At 29.0% G+C, this 23,193-nt stretch carries 17 protein-coding genes; 16 read left to right on the top strand and 1 reads right to left on the bottom strand.

Translation table 11 applies throughout. The annotated features are described in order from the left end of the window. The first annotated feature begins 309 nt into the window (after nucleotides 1–309). The 14 genes from dnaA (at nucleotide 310) to VJI94_RS06710 (ending at nucleotide 18,182) form a co-directional block, all read left to right on the top strand. Nucleotides 310–1,725: a chromosomal replication initiator protein DnaA gene (gene dnaA, locus VJI94_RS06775; protein WP_118059254.1), complete on the top strand. Its 1,416-nt coding sequence runs from the start codon at nucleotides 310–312 to the stop codon at nucleotides 1,723–1,725. A gap of 287 nt (nucleotides 1,726–2,012) precedes the next feature. Further along, the gene (dnaN, locus tag VJI94_RS06770; RefSeq protein WP_041953172.1) at nucleotides 2,013–3,119 is read left to right on the top strand and encodes a DNA polymerase III subunit beta; all 1,107 of its coding nucleotides are present in this window, start codon (nucleotides 2,013–2,015) and stop codon (nucleotides 3,117–3,119) included. 9 nt (nucleotides 3,120–3,128) lie between these two features. Continuing rightward, entirely contained in the window at nucleotides 3,129–3,350 is a 222-nt protein-coding gene (locus VJI94_RS06765) for an RNA-binding S4 domain-containing protein (protein ID WP_029949621.1), read from the top strand. A 2-nt stretch (nucleotides 3,351–3,352) separates the two neighbouring features. Then, nucleotides 3,353–4,453: a DNA replication/repair protein RecF gene (gene recF, locus VJI94_RS06760; RefSeq protein WP_324008793.1), complete on the top strand. Its 1,101-nt coding sequence runs from the start codon at nucleotides 3,353–3,355 to the stop codon at nucleotides 4,451–4,453. Next, a complete protein-coding gene (gene gyrB, locus VJI94_RS06755) occupies nucleotides 4,446–6,362 on the top strand; it encodes a DNA topoisomerase (ATP-hydrolyzing) subunit B (RefSeq protein WP_324008792.1) in 1,917 nt (638 codons plus the stop codon). Before recF ends, gyrB begins: the two co-directional genes overlap by 8 nt. Before the next feature lie 9 nt (nucleotides 6,363–6,371). Then, on the top strand, nucleotides 6,372–8,801 hold the full coding sequence (gene gyrA / locus VJI94_RS06750; protein WP_324008791.1) for a DNA gyrase subunit A: 2,430 nt from the start codon (nucleotides 6,372–6,374) through the stop codon (nucleotides 8,799–8,801). A gap of 9 nt (nucleotides 8,802–8,810) precedes the next feature. Next, nucleotides 8,811–9,116 carry an STAS domain-containing protein gene (locus VJI94_RS06745; protein ID WP_041953165.1) on the top strand — a complete coding sequence of 102 codons (306 nt, stop codon included), beginning with the start codon at nucleotides 8,811–8,813 and terminating at the stop codon, nucleotides 9,114–9,116. Nucleotides 9,117–9,118: 2 nt separating this feature from the next. Continuing rightward, a complete protein-coding gene (locus VJI94_RS06740; RefSeq protein ID WP_324008790.1) occupies nucleotides 9,119–9,466 on the top strand; it encodes a hypothetical protein in 348 nt (115 codons plus the stop codon). 4 nt (nucleotides 9,467–9,470) lie between these two features. After that, nucleotides 9,471–10,235: a SigB/SigF/SigG family RNA polymerase sigma factor gene (locus tag VJI94_RS06735; protein ID WP_248111278.1), complete on the top strand. Its 765-nt coding sequence runs from the start codon at nucleotides 9,471–9,473 to the stop codon at nucleotides 10,233–10,235. A gap of 1,511 nt (nucleotides 10,236–11,746) precedes the next feature. Then, on the top strand, nucleotides 11,747–12,679 hold the full coding sequence (locus tag VJI94_RS06730; RefSeq protein ID WP_324008789.1) for an ABC transporter ATP-binding protein: 933 nt from the start codon (nucleotides 11,747–11,749) through the stop codon (nucleotides 12,677–12,679). Then, on the top strand, nucleotides 12,676–13,455 hold the full coding sequence (locus VJI94_RS06725) for an ABC transporter permease (RefSeq protein ID WP_324008788.1): 780 nt from the start codon (nucleotides 12,676–12,678) through the stop codon (nucleotides 13,453–13,455). The genes VJI94_RS06730 and VJI94_RS06725 overlap by 4 nt, the downstream gene beginning before the upstream one ends. Before the next feature lies 1 nt (nucleotide 13,456). Continuing rightward, complete coding sequence (locus VJI94_RS06720) at nucleotides 13,457–14,239, top strand: ABC transporter permease (protein WP_324008787.1); 783 nt, start codon at nucleotides 13,457–13,459, stop codon at nucleotides 14,237–14,239. A gap of 934 nt (nucleotides 14,240–15,173) precedes the next feature. Further along, nucleotides 15,174–16,556, top strand: a complete 1,383-nt coding sequence (locus VJI94_RS06715) for a DUF4026 domain-containing protein (RefSeq protein ID WP_324008786.1) — start codon at nucleotides 15,174–15,176, stop codon at nucleotides 16,554–16,556. Nucleotides 16,557–17,135: 579 nt separating this feature from the next. Next, entirely contained in the window at nucleotides 17,136–18,182 is a 1,047-nt protein-coding gene (locus tag VJI94_RS06710; protein WP_324008785.1) for a Fic family protein, read from the top strand. 285 nt (nucleotides 18,183–18,467) lie between these two features. Here VJI94_RS06710 and VJI94_RS06705 read toward each other — a convergent pair whose 3' ends face one another. Then, nucleotides 18,468–19,430 carry an AraC family transcriptional regulator gene (locus VJI94_RS06705; RefSeq protein ID WP_324008784.1) on the bottom strand — a complete coding sequence of 321 codons (963 nt, stop codon included), beginning with the start codon at nucleotides 19,428–19,430 and terminating at the stop codon, nucleotides 18,468–18,470. Nucleotides 19,431–19,656: 226 nt separating this feature from the next. Here VJI94_RS06705 and VJI94_RS06700 point away from each other — a divergent pair, with 226 nt between their 5' ends. Together VJI94_RS06700 and VJI94_RS06695 are read left to right on the top strand one after the other, a co-directional pair. Further along, the gene (locus VJI94_RS06700; RefSeq protein WP_324008783.1) at nucleotides 19,657–21,414 is read left to right on the top strand and encodes an ABC transporter ATP-binding protein; all 1,758 of its coding nucleotides are present in this window, start codon (nucleotides 19,657–19,659) and stop codon (nucleotides 21,412–21,414) included. A 3-nt stretch (nucleotides 21,415–21,417) separates the two neighbouring features. Then, on the top strand, nucleotides 21,418–23,142 hold the full coding sequence (locus VJI94_RS06695; RefSeq protein ID WP_324008782.1) for an ABC transporter ATP-binding protein: 1,725 nt from the start codon (nucleotides 21,418–21,420) through the stop codon (nucleotides 23,140–23,142). The last annotated feature ends 51 nt before the right edge of the window (nucleotides 23,143–23,193 follow it).

Here is a 23,193-nt window from a genome sequence, read left to right as displayed (position 1 = left end):
GCTTTTTAAAATATCTAATGTAAATTTAATTATAAATTATTTTTTTACAAAAATGTAATATGTGGATAAGTAGAATAAATATGTGGATAAATTGTTTATTAATTTTTAATAAATATTTTTCAATTTAACAAAAGTTGAAAAAATACAATTTATTTTATAAACAATATAACTTTTTAAAAAATGTGGATAACTTTTTAATTCGTTTAAATATTTTTTATAATTAGCTATTAGAATGTTTAAATTTCAATCTTTTTAAAATTTTGTTCACTGTGGATAAATATGTTAATAACTTAGTATGGGGAGTAATTTATGTTTGAGAATGAAATAGTGGTTGACAGCTTATGGCTTGAGGTTTGCAATGAACTTAAAGATAAGCTTGGAGAGAGTCGTTTTGCGACTTGGATTGAAGTTTTAAAGCCGATTTGTTATGAGGATCATAAGTTAATGGTGCTTTGTCAGTCGAATTATATTAAAACTTTTATAAATGGACATTTTAAAGATTATATTGAAGATGCGATAAATAATCAGCTTTTTCCTATAATTAAAGAAAAAACTGAGCTTTTACCTGTTGTTGCTACTGATGAAATTTATTTGGAAGCGATTAAAAATTCAAGAGGTCAAGCTTCTTTTTTTTCTAAATCCGGTGAAAAAGGAGCAAAAAAAGGAAAATTAAAGAAAATTTCTTCTTCAAACAATTCTTTAACTTTTTCAGATAGATTTACTTTTAACAATTTTGTAAAAGGTAAGAATAATGAATTTGCTATGGCTGCAGCTGAGGCAGTTGCAAAAAATCCTGCCGGTACTTACAATCCTCTTTTCATTTATGGAAATTCCGGACTTGGAAAGACTCATCTTATGAAAGCTATCGGCCATGAAATTCATAAAAATTTTGATTGCAAGGTGCTATATTTGAGTAGTGAAAAATTTACAATTGATTTGATTGACTCAATTAGGGATAAAAATCAAAATTCAGAATCAGAATTTAGAAAAAAATATAGAAATGTGGATGTTTTGCTTATAGATGATATTCAATTCATTGCAGGAAAGACTGCAACTCAAGAGGAATTTTTCCATACTTTTAATGAATTATACAGCAGAAATAAGCAAATTATAATTTCATCAGATAGACCTCCGAAGGAGATTAAAAATCTTGAGGACAGGCTTAAGAGTAGATTTAATATGGGGCTAACCGTTGATATTCAGCCTCCTGATTTTGAAACGAGAATGGCTATTTTACAAGATAAGGTAAAGTATGAACCGATAGCTCTTTCAAATGAAGTTTTAGAATTTATTGCAATGAATATAAAGACGAATATAAGGGAGCTGGAAGGAGCTTTAATTAATGTTTTAGCTCATTATAAATTAAAACAAGATGCTCCGATGACTGTTGATTATGTAAAGAGAATTTTAGCTCAAAAACTTAATGAGCTAAATAGGAGAGAGTTGGATATTGACTTGATAAAAGAAACTGTAAGTAAGTATTTTAAAATAGAAGTTTCCGATTTGAGTTCAAAAAACAGAGCCAATTCAATTGCTTATCCGAGACAGGTTGCGATGTATCTTTGTAGAAATATGTTAGACTGTGCTCTGGGAAATATAGGTTCAGCTTTTGAAAAAGATCATACTACCATAATGCATGGTGTTAAAAAGATTGATGAAAAAATAAAGACGACAGAATCTGTAAAGCAGGATATAGAAAACATAAAAAAAATGTTGGAAGATTAATATTACAAAAATGTAATATTATTTTTAAAGAAATTTTTAGTTATTCAACTTATACTGTTTATAAGTCTGTTGATAAGTTGTTGATAAGTTGTTGATAACTTTATAAGATTTTTTTATTGTTAATATGTTCATAAGTTTGGAATTATTTTGTGATTTATACAGTAGTTATACAGTTAGGTAAATGTTGTAATTTAAACATTTGAAAGGGTTGTTTAAGATATCCACAGCCCCTACTACTATTACTACTAAATTATATATTTTTTATATGTGAAAAAAAGGAGAAAATTATGGAAATAAAGATAATGCAAAATGAACTTTTAAGTTTGATAAATATATCTTTAAGGGCTATAAGTTTAAAAAATAATACTTCAATATTAGAAGGAATTTTATTTATTGCAAAGGATAATGGATTAACTTTAAAGTCAACCGATTTGGAACTTGCAATTGAAACTACAACTGAATGTAAGGTTGAAAAAGAGGGAGAAGTTTTACTCAACGCTTCAATGATTTCTAATATAGTAAGAAAATTACCTAATGATGAAGTATACATAAAGGTTGATAGAGAGAAAGTTTTTATTCAAAGTGAAAATGCAAAATTCAATATAATTGCAATGGATATTTATTCATATCCTGAATTTCCAACTTTTGAAAATAAAGTGGATTTTTATGTTCAAGAAAATTTGCTTAAAGTTGCGACTAAACAGACTATTTTTGCAGCAGCAATTGATGATTATAGAATAGTTTTAAATGGTGTTGATGTTGAAATTGAAAATAAAAATGTAGATTTTGTCGCACTTGATGGACATAGAATTGCAAAGAGAAGTTTTAAAATAGAGGAAGATATTGAGAAGAAAGTTATAATTCCACCAAGAGCTTTAAATGAAATTTCAAAAATTGTTCCTGAAGGTTCTGTTGTTGGAGTTTCACTTGTAAAAGGTAGTGCGATTTTCACTTTTGAAAATACAATCTTTTCAACAAGAGTAATTGATGGAGAGTATTTGAATTACAAGGCACTATTCTCATACGAACATAAGACAAAGGTTACTGTTGCAAGACGTGATTTAATAAATGCGATTGAAAGAGCGAATATTATCTATAAGGCAGAAAAAGGAGATTTAGTTACTTTTACAATAGATGATACCAGTATTTTGGTTGAGGGTTCTTCTGAAATTGGAGATTTAAAAGATATTATCGACATCAAAAAAGAAGGAGATAATTTAAAGATAGCCTTTAATTCAAAATATGTTTTAGAAGGATTAAAGACAATAGAACAGGATTTTGTTGAAATAACATTTAACGGTAGAGCCGGTGCTTGTATCATAAAACCTGAAGATGAAAATATAGATTATACTTATTTAGTTTTACCTGTTTTGTTGCAAGATTCTCAATACTAGGAGTTTAAAATGGAAGAAATTATTATTGATACCGAATTTATAAAATTGGATTCGTTGTTGAAATATGCAGCTGTAGTTCAAACTGGAGCTGATGCTAAATTCTTTATTTCTGAAAGGTTAGTTTTAGTTGACGGAGAAGTTGAAACAAGACGTGGCAGAAAGATTTATGACGGAATGACTGTTAAGGTATTGGCTGACGAAGAAGTAAATTTGATTGTTAAAAAGAGGTAGAGTTGATAGTTGAAAAAATACATTTGACCAACTTTAGAAATTTAAAAGATATTTCTTTTGAGTTTAAAGAGAATATAAATGTTTTTGTCGGAAAAAACGGAATTGGAAAGACTAATGTTTTGGAGGCAATTTACATTTCTCTTGTTGCGTCAAGTTTTAGACAGGCAAAACAAGAAGATTTTATAAGTTTTGGAGAGAATTTTACGAAAGTTGATACTTTTGTAAGAGAAAAAGGATTTGAAAATAAAATTTCCTTTTTATATACTAACTATAAGAAAAAAGTTTTTAAAATTGATGATATTAAGATTAAGAGTGTAAATGAGCTTTATGACTTTTCAAATGTTATCGGATTTTTCCCTGATGAGCTTAAGATTATCACTGAAAGTCCGAATTTTAGAAGAAATTTTTTTGACAGCTTTATTATGAAGATGACAAAGGGCTATAAACAAAAATTAAATTTATATAGAAATGTCATTTTTAGAAGAAATTTACTCTTAAAGGGAATGAATTTATCCAGTTTTTATAAGCAGGAGATGAATGCATTGACAAAGAAGCTTGCTCTTTTGTGCTATGAAATAAGCATGGAGAGAAAAAAGCTGATTGATTTGATAAATAAGGAAGTAAATTTCATTCATCAACAATTATCGGGAGAAACTCTTTACATAGAGTATGAATCAATTTTATCAAATCATAAAAGATCGGAAAATGAATGTTTAAAGGAAATTTTAGAAAATTTTTCTAAGTCCTATAAAATTGATAGTGAAAATAAAATTACAAGTTTTGGTATTCATAAGGAAAATTTTAAATTTATTCTAAATGGCAATGATGCGAAGAGTTTTTCTTCACAAGGTCAAAAGAGAAATATTATAATTACGATTAAAATGTGTCAAAAAAATATTTTTGAAGAGTATAAGGGAGTAAAACCGATTATTCTACTTGATGATTTATTTAGTGAATTGGATGAAGATAGAAGATATGAAATTTTGGAATATTTAACGGATAATCAAGTCTTTATAACGACCACAGATAAATCTTTTGTAAATAATTTTAAGAATATTAATGTTATAGAAATGGAAAAAGCGAGAAAGGGAAAAAATGAGTAAAGAAAAAATTAGAAATTACGGGGCGAAAGACATTAGGGTTTTAACAGGTCTTGAACCAGTTAGACTTAGACCTGGTATGTACATAGGTTCAACAGGAGTAAAAGGACTTCATCATTTAGTTTATGAAGTTGTTGACAATAGTATAGATGAGGCTTTGGCAGGTGTTTGTGATACAATTACAGTTACAATTTTTGAAGATAATTCTGTAAGAGTTGAAGATAATGGTAGTGGTATTCCAGTAGAAGTGCATCCACAAACTGGAAAATCAACACTTGAAACAGTTTTGACAATTCTACATGCCGGTGGTAAGTTCAATAACAATGCTTACCAAGTTTCAGGGGGACTTCATGGAGTTGGGGTTTCTGTTGTAAATGCTCTTTCAGAATGGCTTATTGCAAATGTAAAAAGAGATGGAAAACTTTATGAACAACAATTTTCAAGGGGAAATACAACTTCAAAGCTTGAAGTTGTAGGTACTTCAAAAGAAACTGGAACAATAATAACTTTTAAACCTGATTCTGAAATTTTTGATACAACAATTTACGAAAAAGAAATTTTAAGAAACAGATTTAGAGAAATGGCATTTTTAAATAAAGGTGTTAAAATTATTTTTACAGATGAAAGAGAAGATTTTACAGAAACTTTTCATTATGAAGGTGGAATAAAATCTTTTGTTGAGTATATGAATAGAAATAAAAATAATCTTCATAACGAAGTTATTTATTTTCAAGGACAAAGAGGCGATTCACAAGTTGAAATTTCTATGCAATATACAGACGGATATTCCGAAAATGTCTTAACTTTTGCAAATAATATCCATACTCCTGAAGGAGGAAGTCATTTAGTAGGTTTTAGGACTGCTCTAACTCGTACTTTAAATGATTATGGAAGAAAATACAATTTAATTAAGGATAAGGATGCAAATCTTCAAGGGGACGATACAAGAGAAGGTCTTACCGGAATTGTTTCAATAAAACTTCCTAATCCACAATTTGAAGGACAAACTAAGGCAAAACTTGGAAATAGTGAAAGTCGTGGTATCGTTGAAACTTTCTTATATGATAATTTAATGACTTTCTTGGAAGAAAATCCAAAAGTTGGTAAAATTATTATAGAAAAGGCACAAAGTAGTGCAAGAGCAAGAGAAGCTGCAAGAAAAGCAAGAGATTTAACTCGTAAAAAATCCATTCTTGACAATACGACTTTACCCGGTAAATTATCCGACTGTCAGGAAAGTGATATTTCTGTAAATGAAATTTATCTTGTCGAAGGGGACTCTGCGGGTGGTTCTGCAAAACAAGGTAGAGATAGTAAATTCCAAGCAGTTTTACCACTTAAAGGTAAGATTATGAATGTCGAAAAAGCAAGAATTGACAAGATTTTAGGTTATGAAGAAATAAAATCAATGATTACTGCTTTTGGAACAGGAATTGGAAAAGATTTTAATTTAGATAATTTAAGATATGGAAAAATAGTTATAATGACAGATGCCGACGTTGACGGTGCACATATTAGAACTTTGATTTTAACATTTTTCTATCGTTATATGAAAGAATTAATCGAACAAGGTCATATATATATAGCTCAACCACCACTTTATGGAATTATTAAAGGTGTTAAGGTTGTAAAATATTGTTGGACTGATGAAGAGTTACAAGCAAGTTTAGATGAACTTGGTCGTGATTCACATAGAATTCAAAGATATAAAGGTCTTGGGGAAATGAATCCTGCACAACTTTGGGAAACAACTATGAATCCTGAAAACAGACTTTTCCTACAAGTAAATATTGATGATGAAGAACTTGTGTCAATAGATGAAACTTTCTCAACTCTTATGGGAGATAAGGTTGAACCGAGACGTGAATTTATAGAACAAAATGCGAAATATGTTGAAAATATTGACGCATAGGAGGAATAGATGGCTGATATAGAAAATAAAATGAATATAGTCGATGTAGATATCGAAAAGGAAATGAAAAAGTCATACCTTGAATATGCCATGAGTGTTATTGTTGCAAGAGCTTTGCCTGATGTTAGAGATGGTTTAAAGCCTGTTCATAGAAGAATTATTTATGCAATGCAAGGTCTTGGACTTTTACCAGACAAGCCTTATAAAAAATCTTCAAGACTTGTTGGGGAAGTAATGGGTAAATATCACCCTCATGGTGACTCTGCAATTTATGATGCAACAGTTAGACTTGCGCAAGATTTTAACTTGCGTTATCCTCTTGTTGACGGTCAAGGTAACTTTGGTACTATTGACGGAGACGGTGCTGCCGCTCCTCGTTATACGGAAGTTAGAATGCAAAAACTTGCTCTTGAAATGTTAAGAGATATAAATAAAGATACAGTTGATTTTGCACCGAACTATGACGAAAATGAAAAAGAACCGGTTGTTTTACCAAGTAAATTTCCAAATCTTTTGGTAAATGGTGCAGCTGGTATCGCCGTTGGTATGGCTACAAATATGCCACCACATAATTTAAATGAAGTAATTGATGCAACTTGCGAATATATCGACAATTTTGATATTTCCGTTGATGAACTTATTAAATTCGTTAAAGGTCCAGATTTTCCAACAGGTGCAAATATTATGGGACTTGAAGGAATTAAACAGGCTTATCATACAGGACGTGGAAAAATTACTGTAAGAGCAGTTGCAAATATTGAAGAACATAATAATAAAACTAGAATAATAGTTACAGAAATTCCTTATCAAGTTAATAAAACTAATTTGATTATGAAGATTGTTGAGCTTATCAAGGATAAGAGAATTGAAGGAATTTCGGATCTTAGAGATGAAAGTAATATGAAAGGGATTAGAATTGTAATCGAATTAAAGAGAGATGCTAATCCAAATATTATTTTAAATAATCTTTATAAACATACACAAATGCAAACTACTTTTGGGGTAATAAACCTTGCACTTGTAAATGGTGAACCTAAAGTTTTAAATTTAAAGGAATTAATCGGACATTATGTTGAACATCAAAGAGATGTAATCACAAGACGTTGTAGATTTGAACTTAAAAAAGCTGAAGACAGAGCACATATTGTTGAAGGACTTTTAAAAGCGATTGATCATATCGACGAAATAATTAAGATAATCAGGGCTTCTTACTCAGACGCACAAGAAAAACTTATGGAACGTTTTGGATTTACTAAAATTCAAGCTGAAAGTATCCTTGAAATGCGTTTAAGAAGACTTCAAGGCCTTGAAAGAGAAAAATTACAAGATGAATACAATTCTTTGATTAAAGAAATTGCAAGACTTAAAGAAATTTTAGGAAATGAAAGATTAATCTTAAATATAATTAAAGAAGAATTAATAGAAATTAAAGAAAAATTTGGAGATGACAGAAGAACTGAAATCAAACCTAATTTTGATGAAATTGAAATTGAAGAGTTAATCAAAGAAGAAGATGTTGTAATAACTCTTACAAAACAAGGTTACATCAAGAGAATCCCTTCTGATACTTACAAAGTACAAAACAGAGGTGGAAAAGGTGTTGTTGCTCTTACTACAAAAGAAGATGACTATGTTGACAGTCTTTTCGTAACTTCAACTCATAGTTTGATTTTATTCTTTACAAATAAGGGAAGAGTTTATAAATTAAAGGCTTATGAAATTCCTGAAGGAAAAAGACAGGCAAAAGGTCAAAATATTATAAATCTTTTGGAATTAATGCACGGAGAAAAAGTAAATGCAGTAATTCCAGTAAAAGATGCCGGATCTGATGAATACTTGATTATGGCTACAAAGAAGGGAACAATCAAGAGAACATCTGTTGAACTTTTCAAAGCGATTAGAAAAGTTGGAATGAAGGCGATTAATTTAGTTGACGATGACGAATTAATCCAAGTTAGAGTTTCAACAGTTGAAGATTCAGCTATGTTGGTTACAAAAAAAGGACTTGCGATTAAGTTTGAACTTTCAGATATTAGAGAGATAGGAAGAACAGGACAGGGTGTAAGAGGAATTAAACTTGATAAAGACGACGAAGTTGTTTCAATGAATCTTGCTTCTGAAGGAAAACATCTACTTGTAATCTCTGAATATGGCTATGGAAAGAGAACTTTAGCTTCAAATTACAAAGTGCAAAACAGAGGCGGAAAAGGTGTTAAAACTTATAAAGTAACTGATAAAACGGGCTTTGTAGTTTCATCAAAAATGGTAAATCCAAGTGATGAAATTATCGTACTTGCACAAAGTGGAGGAATTATAAGACTTCTTGTTAAAGACATACCTGTAAAAGGTAGAGATACACAAGGTGTTATAATAAAAGATGTAAATAAAGATGAAGATAAAATTGTTGCAGTTGCAAAATATGTAAATGATGTTGAATAAGGAGATGCTATGGAATTAAAAGTTGATTTAAAAAAAGACGGAGAATTGCTTTTTGTTGATTTACAAGGCGATTTGGATATAAATTCCAATAAAGAATTTAAAGAAAAAGTTAATTCCGTTCAAGGAGTAAAAAAAATAATAGTAAATTGTGAAAATCTTTCATATATTGATTCAACAGGGCTAGGTGCTTTTATAAGTATCTACAAAAACATAAAAGAAAAGGGAGAGAAACTTGTTATTACAGGCTTAAAACCACATATCAAAAAAATCTTCCTTATAACTGACTTAGATAAAGTTTTTGAAATCGAGGGGTAATTATGGATAAAATATTTGTAAAAATTCCTTCAGAAAAAAAATATATTTCAACTTTAAGGCTTTCAATATCTTCTATAGCTAATACAATTTCTATGAATATTGAAAATATTGAAGATTTAAAAGTTTCAATTTCTGAAGTTATGAATTTATTTGTAGATGAAAGTGAATTTTTTGAAATCAGTATGGACGTTTTTGAAGATAAAGTTGCAATTGAAGTAATGCCTGATGTTTTTCAGCCGGACATTCAAGAAAAAGAAGAAAATAAATTTGCTTTACTAATTTTGGAGAATTTAGTTGATAAAGTAGAATTCAGAGAAAATAGTGTACTTTTAGTTAAAAATAAAGGATAAAAAAATGAAAAAGGTATATAACAAACCGGACTCAGAACAAATAAAAGCTCTATTTAAAGAGTATTTTGAAAATCCCACACCAGAACTTAGAGACAAATTAATAGAAAAAAATCTATATATGGCTGAAATCTTAGCTAAAAAATATGTAAATCGTGGAATTGACTACGATGATCTATTCCAAGTTGCAAGTCTTGGATTAATCTATGCCATAGATAGATATGACATCTCAAAAGGCTTTGAATTTTCAAGTTTTGCTATGCCGACTATCGTCGGAGAAATAAAGAGATATTTCAGAGATAAGGGTTGGGTAATTCGGGTTCCAAGAAGAATACAAGAGAACTCTAAAAAAGTTAATAATGCAAAATATCATTTAACACAAGAGCTTGGAAGAACTCCAACAATTAAGGATATTGCAGATTATGTAGAACTTTCTGAAGAAGAAGTGTTGGAAATTATGGAAGCTAGTAAAGTTTATACACCTCAATCATTAGATCAAAGTTTTGAAAATTCAGATAGTGAAGACAAGGACACAAACTTAATTGATATTGTTGGAGAAGAAGACAAAGAATTTGACTTTGTTGACAATCAAGATTTTATTAAAAAAACTTTAGAAAAACTAACTGAAGTTGAAAAACAAATAATACTTGGAAGATATTTTGAACAAAAAACACAAGTTGCCCTTGCAAAAGAGCTAAACATTTCACAGATGACAGTAAGTCGTCTCGAAAAAAAAGCCCTTGCAAAATTTAGAGAAGAATTAAATATGTAAATTTAGGAGAAAAATCAACGGAAAACCGTTGATTTTTTGTTTAGGAAAGATTGTTGGTTTAAAATAAAAAATTCACGTCATAATACTATGCGAATAAAGACTCCTAAACACGTCATCTCGACTGGAGTGAAACGGAGTGGATCTAGCCCTAACTTTTGTTGTTTATTCATAAACAACAAAAAGTAGGTCTGACGGGGTAATTGTATCTTTAGATACAATTGCGCTGGAAATCTCATAAAGCCCTGTGATTCTTAAAATAACTTTTATAGTCTATTTTGTTTGGATAAAAATTAGGGAAATTCAATATTATTATGTATCTACGATACATTCACTTATTCTTGTAAACAAGAATAAGTATGAGATCTCTCCATTACACTCACCTTCGCTTCGTTACAGTCGAGATGACGTATAAGGAAAGTACCTTCGTTTAATATCTAGACGTTAAAAGTAAATAAGTATTAAATATTATTTTAAAAAATGAATTTAAAAGTTGCATAAAAAATAAAATAATTCACGTCATAATTCTATGTGAATAAAGGCTCCTAACACGTCATCTCGACTGGAGTGAAACGGAGTGGATCTAGCCCTAACTTTTGTTGTTTATTCATAAACAACAAAAAGTAGGTCTGACGGGGTAATTGTATCTTTAGATACAATTGCGCTGGAAATCTCATAAAGCCCTGTGATTCTTAAAACAACTTTTATAGTCTATTTTGCTTGGATAAAAATTAGGGAAATTCAATATTATTATGTATCTACGATACATTTACTTATTCTTGTGAACAAGAATAAGTATGAGATCTCTCGACTACGCTCGAGATGACGTATAGGGAAAGTATCTTCGTTTAATAACTAGACGTTAAAAGTAGATAAACATCAAATTATCTTTATAAATATAGTAGAAAAAATATAATAAAAAATCATATAATTTTATTTAAAAAGATAGGCTATAAAATAAAATAATTCACATCAAAATACTTTGTATAGAAATTCCCCCAACACGTCATTTCGACCGAAATGTAGCATAGCGGAATGTAGTGGAGAAATCTCATAAATTCCTGTAATTCTTAAAACAATTTTTATAGTCTATATTAGCTAGATAAAAAATAGGAAAATTCAATATTATTATGTATTTTCAATAGAAACATTATTTGAATCATGGACCTTATTTTAAGAAATAAAATGATAAACCTATTTTATTAAATACAAAATTATAGCTTAAAAATTAACATATCTTAAGGGATAATTCGTTATTTATATTGATTTTTTTGATTTAATATTATTTTAAGAATTTGTTATTATCAAGAAAATAATTATTTTCTTAGAATTTATTATATTTAGTTTATAGTTAGTGTTCTAATTATTATAGTAATTTTTCTATTTTTAACAAAGGATAATAGTATAATTACTTGAAATAAAATTATTAGTGTGTTATTATCAAATTCAATAGTAAGTTATCTTATTAAAAAAAAATCAAAGAGTACTTTAAAAATATTTTGATGGGGAATGTTATGATAGAAGTAAAAGATTTAACGAAGAATTATCATATTAGAAAGGGATTATTTAAACCTTTTAATATTGTGAATGCAGTAAAAGGAGTTTCCTTTTCTATTAATCAAGGAGAAAAAATTGGACTTATCGGATTAAATGGTGCAGGAAAGAGTACATTAATGAAAATGATGTCCGGAGTATTAAAGCCTACAAGTGGAAGTGTAAGGGTTAATGGGTTTGTACCATGTAAAAGAGAGAATAGCTTTTTGAAAAGTATCGGTGTTGTTATGGGGCAAAAATCAATTTTGCTTTATGATATACCTGTTAAGGATTCTTTGAAATATTATAAGGAAGTCTATGGAATTGACGATAAAACTTTTAAGGAAAGACTTGATTATTATAATGAAATTCTGAATTTAAAGGAACTATATTATACTCCTGTTCGTAAATTATCATTTGGACAAAGAATGAGATGTGAACTTTGTGCATCATTATTACATAATCCCAAAGTTATATTTTTGGATGAACCTACGATAGGTCTTGATATAGTTGTTAAGAATGAAATACTTTCATTTTTAGATTATCTCAATAAAAACTCGAATACTACAATTTGTTTAACAACACATAATATTGATGAAATAGAAAAATTATGCAGTAGGCTAATAATTGTGGATAATGGTCAAATCGTATTTGACGGAGATAAAAAATTATTCAATAATGTTAAGTCCGATAAGATTATTAGATTTAAAAATGAGAATAATATTTCTATGGAATATTTGGAAAGTATTTCAAAAAAAGTGATTGATGGAGATGAGATTGAGCTTGTTGTTCTTGCAGATAAAGTAAATGAAATTGTATCATTTTTGGTTAAAAATTCGGTTTCAGATATAAATATTTCTGATGAGTCTTTAGAAGATTTGTTAATTAAATTTTACGGGGAGAATAAGAGATGAGAAAATTAATTTTAATTTCACTTAAAAACTCTCTAAAATTAGTTACTATATATCCAATTCATACCGTTATGACTTTTATATACGCATTACTTAGTATTGTTCTAAATTTACTATTTTGGTTAGTTTTAACTACCAACTTTGGAGAAATAGGACTTTATGGAATAAAAGAAATTATGGTTTTAAATATGTTTGCTTTGCTTGCAGATTCGCTGGGTGGATTTTTCTTTGGATATAGGGATTTGCCTTATTGTATAAATGATGGAAGCTATGATAAATACCTTATACTTCCAAGAAGAGATATTTTCTTATTTTTAATTGAAAATATACCGATAGTCTATATGATACAACAATTTTTAATGTTTATTATTGGTTTCTTTGTTATAATTTTTGCTTATGAAATAAGTTTTAGTATATTTAATTTTTTAATGGCTATTGTTTTTTTAGCTATCGGAGTTTTAATACTTAACTTATTTTATGGAAGCCTTACAATGTTATCTTTCTTAATTGATAGATTTGAGGGATTACGTGAGTTGATTTTCAGTTTAAATATTACAAAAAATTATCCTTTAACAATTTTCCCAAAATTCATTCAAATAATTTTAACTTATGTTATACCAATGTCATTAATTTCTTATTATCCTACAATGTGTTTCTTTGGAAGGGCAGATAATTTTAAATTTTTGGTTTTTGAACTTATTATTTTAATAATTTTTGCCTTGTTATATGAATTTATACACAAGAAAGCTATATTAAAATATACATCAAATGGAGGCTAAAATGAAAAAATATTTTGTTTTGATAAGTTTAGAATTAAAGAAGATGAAAGAATATTTTCTAAATGTAATTATGATGATTTCAACGCTTCCCGTTCAAATAATGATTTATATTTTTATGATTTATTGGCTAAATGAATATCAAAAATTGGGAGAATTTAAGTTTTCGTTTTTTATAATGTATTACATTTCAATTTTGATATTAAAATCAATAATGATGCCTGCCGGAACAGTATGTTATTATGTGTATGAAGATATAAGAAGTGGTGATTTGGATAGATACTTATTACTTCCCATTTCATATATTAAGAAAAAATATTTTGAGAATTTTGCAAATTTTATTATTTCATTTCCACTTGGATTTTTAATAATAATGATAGCAAATTTATTCTTGCAAACAGGTGAAAAATTAATATTTTTAAACATAATTTACTTTTTTATCTCTGCATTGCTAGGATTTACAATCTTATTTTTCATATTTGAAATAGTTGGAATTCTATCCTTTTGGTTTGAGAATACTTTAAGTCTTAGGGATATAGTATGGATAGTAATACAGATTTTTAGTGGTGAGATGATTCCGTTATTTTTATTAACTGAGAAATTTCAATTTTTAAATTATTTACCAATAAGTTATATATATTATTATCCGGTAATGATTTTACAAGGAAAGTCAGGAGATATTTTATATGTGTTTTTAATGCAAATTATTTGGATAGCAGTTTTATTTAGCATTGCAAATTTTGCTTTCAAAATTGGAGTAAATAAATATGACTCACAAGGTGGTTAAATTTTTTAATATTCCTAAGCTGATTATAAAGAGTCAATGAAAAAAATCATTTGATTAAAATAATAAATAATTTTGTAAAGTAAAATATTTCACGTCATAATACTATGTGAAAAAAGGCTACCAAAACGTCATCTTGAGCGGAACGTAGCATAGCGAAGTGCAGTCAATCTAGCCCTAACTTTGTTTGCTTGTAAACAAAAGTAGGTCTGACGGGCTAATTGTATCGTTAGATAAAATTAGCCTGAATATCTCAACTATTGCTTGTTCACAAGCAATAGTATTTCTGAAAGAAATTTTGAATAGTTTTTCTTAATTTATGTATCTACGATACATTTACTTTTGTTAACGCAAAAGTATGAGATCTCTCCATTGCACTCAGCTTCGCTTCGTTACAGTCGAGATGACGTATAAGGGAAGAACTTCTGTTTGATAGCTAGACGTTAAAAGTAAATAAACTTTCGAAAAATAATAAGTAATTTTATAACGTAAAATAATTCACGTCATAGCAGTTAGCAAAGGAAAGCCCCCAACACGTCATTTCGACCGGAACGAAACGAAGCGTAGCAAAGTAGAGTGGAGTGGAGAAATCTCATAAAGCCCTGTGATTCTTAAAACAACTTTTATAGTCTATTTTGCTTGGATAAAAATTAGGAAAATTCAATATTATTATGTATCTACGATACATTCACTTATTCTTGTAAACAAGAATAAGTATGAGATCTCTCCATTACACTCACCTTCGCTTCGTTACAGTCGAGATGACGTATAAGGAAAGTACCTTCGTTTAATAGCTAGACGTGAAAGGTAAATAAGCTAATGAAAACGAAAAATAATTTTATAAAATTACAATATCTTTAATACGAAAAAATATTGAATCTACTCAATTATTATGATATACTGACATTGATTGTATTAATATAAAAGGAGAAAAATAATGAGTTTTTTTAAAAAGGTTGTTAATGGATTATTTAATGGTTCAAAGGAAAAAAATGAAGAGCATTCTAATGAAGAGTATTCTCCTACTTTAATTAAAGAAGCTCCCCTTGCTTATTGGGAAGAATTTTCATATATGTTGGCTTTAGCACCTGAAAATTACACAATTACTGAAGATACTTTTGATAATATTAAAGCCATAGATGGAATTGAAATTAAAGAAAAAATTATGCCAAGTGAAGATTTACCAGGAAAACTTGTTATATTATATGATGGAGTAGAATATGATGTAGGATTTTATGTTGGAGATTTTTATACAGAAGAAATGTATCAATGGCAACTACAATATTTTACAGAAGAGGAAAAAGAACAAATTTTAAATGTAAAGAAAGCTTTAAATGTTTATATGAAGTTTGAAGGTAATCCTAAAAAGTGTTATCATTTACAGCTTAAGCTTATCTATGCTATGATTCCGGAAATGGTTGCTCTTTGTGATGAAAGTGCTGAAAGACTATTAAATAAAAAATGGGTTGAATTAGCAGCTAAATCAAATGTACTTCCTTCTCCTACAAGTTTATATACTGTTCAAGCAGTTTATGATGAAAATGAAGTGTGGCTACATACACATGGATTGTGTAGATGTAATTTACATGAAATTGAGATTTTGGGTTCAAATAAGGACGACTCCAGAACACATTATGATTTAATTTCAAGTTATGCTTGTAGATTATTAGATGAAAACAATCCTGTTGAAGAGGATGATGGAAATGAAATTGGTGAAGAAACTATAAATATGGGAGTTTTTTATGATGGAGAACCAATAGTTGCTACATCAAAAAAATGGATAAATTCTTTGAAGTATTATCCTAAGGATATTCTCGGAGGTATTGAAGATAGAAAGGACTCTCATAATTCTAAAACAAATATACTTTTCCTTTATGGAAGTGAAGAGGATTTTAATAAAAAGCGTTTGAGAAAGCCTTCAGAGTTTACAGAAAAGTTGGAGAATAATCCTATATTTTATTTAAGCAATGAAGAAACTGCTAGAATGAGTTCTTTGGCGAGAGAAAGATTTTCTTATGTCGAAAGAATGCTTAAGGAAAAACAAAACTGCAAAGATATTGGCATTATTATTAAGTTAGGTCTTGAAACAATAGACGAAGAAGGTAATTTGGATAGTAAAAATCGTGAACATATTTGGTTTGAGGCTCTTTATATGGAAGGAGATAGTTTTAAGGCAAGATTGACTCAAGAGCCTTATAATATTCCTAATTTACACGAAGGTGATGAGGGGATATATTCTATAGATTATGTGAGTGATTGGATGATTCATACTGAAAATGGTGTAATAAGTCCAGAGACTGTATATTTGCTTGATTTATAAGATAGCAGATAAAAGTAAATAAATTTTAACTAAAATCAACGGAAATCCGTTGGTTTTTTTGAGAAAATTAAAATATAATAGAAAACAAAATGTTTCACGGCATAGTACTTTGCAAAGAAATTCCCACAACACGTCATCTCGACCGGAGTTGAGCAAAGCGAAACGAAGCGAATCTAGCCCTAACTTTGTTTACTTGTAAACAAAAGTAGGTCTGACGGGGTAATTGTATCTTTAGATACAATTGCTCTGGAGATCTCATAAAGCCCCGTAATTCTTAAAATAATAACTTTTATAGTCTATTTTGCTTTGATAAAAAATAGCGAAATTCAGTATTATGATGTATCTTCAATACATTTACTTTTGCTAACGCAAAAGTATGAGATCTCTCCATTCCGCTCCGCTACAGTCGAGATGACGTATAAGGGGAAATACCTTTGTTTGACAGCTAGACGTGAAAAGTAAAAAAACTTCAAATTATTTTTATTAATTTTTATAAAAACAATTTTGCCCTTAAATATTGATTTATCCCTTAAAATATGGTATATTTTAATGGATAAAATTATTTTAAGGAGAAATTCAATGAGAAATTTTAATTATTCCAAAATTAAAGATAAAAAATGGGACTCTGAAATTCTATCTTTAGTTGCTTCAATTTATAAGTATCAAGGAAAACAGGAATTATATTTAAAGCAAAGACCTGAAGAATTAAATAAACTTATTGAAATTGCAAAGATTCAAAGTACAGAGGCTTCAAATGAGATTGAGGGAATTGTTACGACAAGTGCAAGACTTAAAAAGTTAGTTGAAGAAAAGACGACTCCAAGAAATAGAAATGAACAGGAGATTGCTGGGTATAGAGATGTTCTTAATATTATTCACGAAAATTTTGATGTCATTTCAATTTCAAAGAATTATATTTTGCAAATGCATAAAATAATGTTTAAATATATGGATAATCCACTTGCAGGAAAGACTAAGAATATTCAAAATTATATTACTATAAATTATTCAAATGGAGAGTCAGAAATTTTATTCACACCTCTTTCACCTTTTGAAACACCTGAAGCTTTGGAAAATATCTGTAATGAATACAATAAGGTTATTGGAAATTTCAATATAGATCCGCTTATTGCTATTCCAATTTTTATTCACGATTTTTTATGTATTCATCCATTTAATGATGGAAATGGCAGATTGAGCAGATTACTTACAATACTTTTACTTTATAGAAGCGGTTTTTATGTAGGTAAATATATATCTTTAGAGGCTTTGATTGCAAAGGATAAATCGGCTTATTATGAAGCACTTCAAAAATCAGGATTAAATTGGCATGAAGAAAATGAGGATATTTTACCATTTATGAAATATTTATTAGGTATTATTCTTGCAGGATATAAGGATTTTGAAGATAGATTTTCTATTGTGGAAGAAAAGCTTCCTGCAATAGAGCTTGTAAGAAAGGCAATTTCACAGAAAATGGGAAGATTTACAAAACAAGATATTAGAGAGCTTTGTCCAAATCTAAGTCTAAGTTCTATCGAGGGTTCATTAAGGAAATTGGTAGATGATGGAGAAATAAAAAGAGAGGGCATAGGTAGAGCTACAAAATATATAAGATTAAAATAGTAAAAAGTTGAAAATCAACGGGTTTCCGTTGGTTTTTTTGTGGGGAAGTTGTTGTTATGTATCTTCGATACATTTACTTTTGCTAAAGCAAAAGTATGAGATTTTCGCAGTCGATTGTGATTAAATTAAAGATTTGAACAATCTTTTCGTCAGACCTATTTTTGCTTGTAAACAAACAAAGTGAGTTTGACGTGGTATTTGTATCATTTGATATAATTATTGCAAAGCAAGAAGGTTCCCAAGTATCCACCCAATGAAATTATAATTTTTTTGGTACATACATAATCAAAGGGAAGTTTTTTTAGAATTATATTTTTTTATATCCTTTGGATACATTCCTTTATATTTTTTGAAACAAGTACTGAATTTACTATGAGAAGAATACCCCACCGCTTCAGCAATATCCTGAATTTTAAGGGAGGAGTTCAATAGAAGAACTTCTGCCATGTTCATTCGGCGTCTTTGAGTGTATTCGGTAATTGTACATTGATATTTTTGTTTAAATAATTTTTTAAGTTTTGTACCGCTCATAGTGGATATTTTTTCTAAAGTTTTTTGTGAAATTGAGGTTACATAATGATCATCTATATAATTAGCAACAATTTCCAAAGCTTCATCATCTGCGATAGATATTGGATTGTTGTACTTATTTAGAAATGCATCTATTGTTATACTAAGCCATTCTTTTGCCTTTGATTCAAAAAAAATTTCAGCAGCAGGAGATATCATCTTACAATTTAGTATATCTTTTGCAATTCTTTCCAAAGGTTTGTTTATAATTGTGTTAGTGTTGAAAAATAAATTTTCATAGTTACAAATTTTGTTTTTATATAAGGATAGACAATCTTCTATCATAGATTGGTTGAAATTTATACCTATTCCTAGATAGGGAGAGTTTTTATGTAGTATAAATCTATAGTTTTTAGAATTTTTTGTATTTATAACATAGAGTGAGTTTGAAGAAAGATTTTGATAAGGATTAAAACTTTCTCCATTTGCTGTAACTAAATAAGATGAGTAAAGGGAATAGAAATTATCTAAACCGGCAAAACTTGTGTGGATAATTTCTTTTTTTATGAAAACATCGTGAATATCAATTGTAAAATTTTTACCTTCATAAAACCAATATATGCCTTCTGCATCTTCTGTATTGAAACAAAATGTATGCCCTACAGAGGAGTATTTTGTATTATCAGTACATTCATTTGTAGAAAAAAAGTTTTTAACAAAGTTGTAAAAGTCGCTCATATATACCTCCATTGTAATTTTTATCCCAAATAGACATTATTCCAAATAGACATAGTTAACTATGCTTAATTGATTGAATTTCTCATTTATTATATAATAAATATAAGATAAAAACAATCAAAGAGTTATATACTGTTAAAAATTTTTAAAATACCAATTTTTATAGTCAGTCCAAACAGGATATTTATAAAGCTTGTTTAATTTAAAGAAAAGGAGGAGTTATTCATTGAAGAATAAGAAAAAATCAATACTAAAAAGGCTAATGCCTTATGCCGGTAAGAAAAGTATTTTGCTTTATGTCGCTATGATTATGTCTGCTATTTCAGGTATTATGGTTTTGATGCCTATGGTTTTTATTCATAGGATTGTAAATAGTTTAATTTTAAATGAAATTGTAGATTTTGTCTATGTGAGGGAAAATTCGATTTATGCAGCAACATTTGCGGGATTAGGTTTATTTATATACCTTATAGGTCTCATTTTATCCCATGTTTTTGCGTTTGAAGTAGAAGATAATATTATTAAGAGCTCGGTAAAAAAACTAATGAATAAACCGCTTGGATATTTTGATGATAAAGAAAGTGGAAGAATAAGAAAAGTAATCATATCCGGAGCTTCTGAAACACATTCTTTCTTAGCACATCAACTTCCTGATATGGCAATGACAGTTATATCACCGATAGTTCTGTTTGTATTTTTCTTTATGTTTGATTGGAAATTGGGGCTTGTAAGTATGGTGCCGATAATTATTGGCATGATATTAATGTCATCAATGATGACATCCGAAACAAAGAAAATGAAAGAAGAATATTACGAAGATCTTTCCGATTTATCTTCTCAGACCGTAGAATATGTCAGGGGAATTCCGGTGGTAAAAACATTCGCACAAAGTATTGAAAGTTTTGATAAGTTATATTCGTTAATTATCAAAATAAAAGATCTTGTGCTCAAGCTTACTATGAGTTACACGAATAAAATGTCATGGTTTGGGACTATTTCTACATCGACAGCATTTTTCTTAGTGCCTGTAGCTTTATTGTTAATAAAATTTAATGGTAACTTAGCTAATGTGGTTGCAAATTCTGTTATTTATTTTCTGATAGGACCGATATTTGCCGTTTTTATTATGAGAACGGCGACAATTAAACAATTTAGTTATTTTGCGGAGCTTGCTCTGGACAAAATTGAAAATATACTTGAATATGATGATTTTATTTATGGAGATAAGACAAGCTCTGATGTGGGAATTGAGTTTAAAAATGTAAGTTTTTCTTATGGTGAAGAAAATGTCTTGGATAATATTTCTTTTAAAGTAGAAAGAGGAGAACAAGTTGCTTTAGTTGGAATGTCGGGTAGTGGTAAAACCACTATAGCAAGGCTTGCTGCCAGATTTTATGATATTAAATCAGGTGAAATTTTAATTGGCGGGATTAATATAAAAGATTTTGAAAAAGAGGCTTTGATGAAAAAAATAGCCTTTGTTTTTCAAAATTCCAAACTGTTTAAGATGAGGTTAAGGGATAATCTTCTAATTGCAAAACCCGACGCAACAGATGAAGAAATAGATAATGCTTTGATTAATTCAGGCTGTAAAGAGATAATTAAAGGTTTGAAAAATGGACTTGATACTGTTTATGGAACGAGGGGCACATATTTTTCAGGTGGTGAAGCTCAAAGACTTTCTATAGCAAGAGCTTTTCTTAAGGATGCGGATATTATTATTTTAGATGAAGCTACAGCTTTTGCGGACCCTGAAAATGAACATCTAATTCAGGAGTCTTTTAAAAAATTATCAAAAAACAAGACAACGCTAATGATTGCCCACAGATTATCTACTGTAGTAGATGTGGACAAGATACTTGTTATAGAAAAAGGTAGAATTGTAGAAGAAGGTAAGCACTCAGATTTAATAAATATGAATGGGCATTATAAAAAGCTTTGGGATGAATATCAAAAATCTGTAAATTGGAAGATAGGAGGTTAAGATATGGTTTCTTATTTTATGAAGCGATATGCTATGTCTGAAAAAGGAGCGATTAATTTAAAAAAAGCAATCATCTCACATACCTTTGTTAATTTAACAAAATTATTTGCACCAATGATTGCCTTTATGTTTTTGTTTCAGTATATAGGCATTTTAAAGGGAATTGAAAGTTATAATTTTACTTTATTTCATTATCTTATATTAATTATAGTAATGATGATATTAATGTTTTTAGTTGCAAGGTGGGATTATGTAAGACTCTACACAAATGTATATAACGAGAGTGCAAATTCAAGGATTGATTTAGCAGAAAGATTAAAAAAACTGCCTCTTTCTTATTTTGGAAAAAGAGATTTGGCAGATCTTGCAGAAACAATGATGAATGATATGAACTTATATGAAACTATATTTTCACATGCCGTTCCTCATATATATTCAACTGCTATTTCCACAGGTGTTATTGCTTTAATGCTTATTATCTATAATCCAAAATTGGCTTTTGCAGCATTGTGGGTGATTCCGATTTCACTTCTAATAATATTTTTATCAAGAAAAAGTCAGAAAAAAGTAGTGCAAAACTGGATAGATGATAATCGTAAGGTTTTTGATAATTTGCAGGAAAAGATTGAGCAGATAGAGCAAATAAAATCTTATAATTTAGAAGAACAAATGCTAAAAGATTTTTTTAAAAAATTAAATATGTCTACAAAACAAAAAACTAAAGGTGAAATTGTTGCAGGAACACTTACAGGAATAGCGACTGCAATATTAAAGCTTGGTATTATAAGTGTTGCTGTTGTTGGTGTAAATATGCTTATTGCAGGGGAGATAAATATATTGGTTTATATTGCATTTTTAATGATGACAACAAGTATTTATCTACCAATAGAGGGAATAATTACTTTTATGTCCATGATAGTTATGCTTGATGCTGTGGTTGGAAGAATAAAGGAAATAAAAACTATGCCTATTCAAGAGGGCAAAAAGAATATGGAAATTACAAATTATGACATTGAATTTAAAGATGTTTATTTTGGATATGATAATTATTCTGTAATAAATGGGGTTAGTTTTATCGCAAAGCAAGGTGAAATCACAGCCTTAATCGGTTCAAGCGGAAGTGGAAAAACAACAGTTGCAAAACTTGCTGCAAGATTTTGGGATATAGATAGAGGAAAAATTTTGATAGGTGGAAAAGACATAAGTGAGGTTGATCCGGAAACTTTACTTAAAAATTTTTCCATAGTATTTCAAGATGTTATCCTCTTTAATACAAGCATAAAAGATAATATTAAAATCGGGAAAAAGAATGCTACAGATGAGGAAATAAAAAGGGCGGCTAAAATAGCAAGATGTGATGATTTTATAAATAAAATGCCGAATGGAATAGATACTATAATAGGAGAAAATGGACAAAGACTCTCCGGTGGAGAAAGACAAAGAATATCAATAGCAAGGGCTATTTTGAAAGATGCACCGATTATACTGCTTGATGAAGCTACAGCATCTCTCGATGTCGAAAATGAAAGTCTTATTCAGGAAGCTCTTTCTGAACTTATAAAAGAAAAAACAGTTATAGTAATTGCTCATAGGCTTAGAACAATAAGAAATGCAGATAAAATTATTTTGCTAAATGCCGGAAAAATAGAAGCAGTAGGGACAGACAGCGAACTTTGTAAAAGCTCGGAATTTTATAAAGCGATGCTTGAAAAGGCAAATATTCAATAAAAACTTATTTAGGAGGACATTATGGAAATTGAAAAATTAAAAATCAAGGAT

Origin of the sequence: Parvimonas sp. D9 (assembly GCF_035282565.1) — a bacterium.
Taxonomy (GTDB): domain Bacteria; phylum Bacillota; class Clostridia; order Tissierellales; family Peptoniphilaceae; genus Parvimonas; species Parvimonas micra.
Note: the sequence above shows the minus strand (reverse complement) of the source record. Positions and strands in the feature narration are given on the sequence as shown.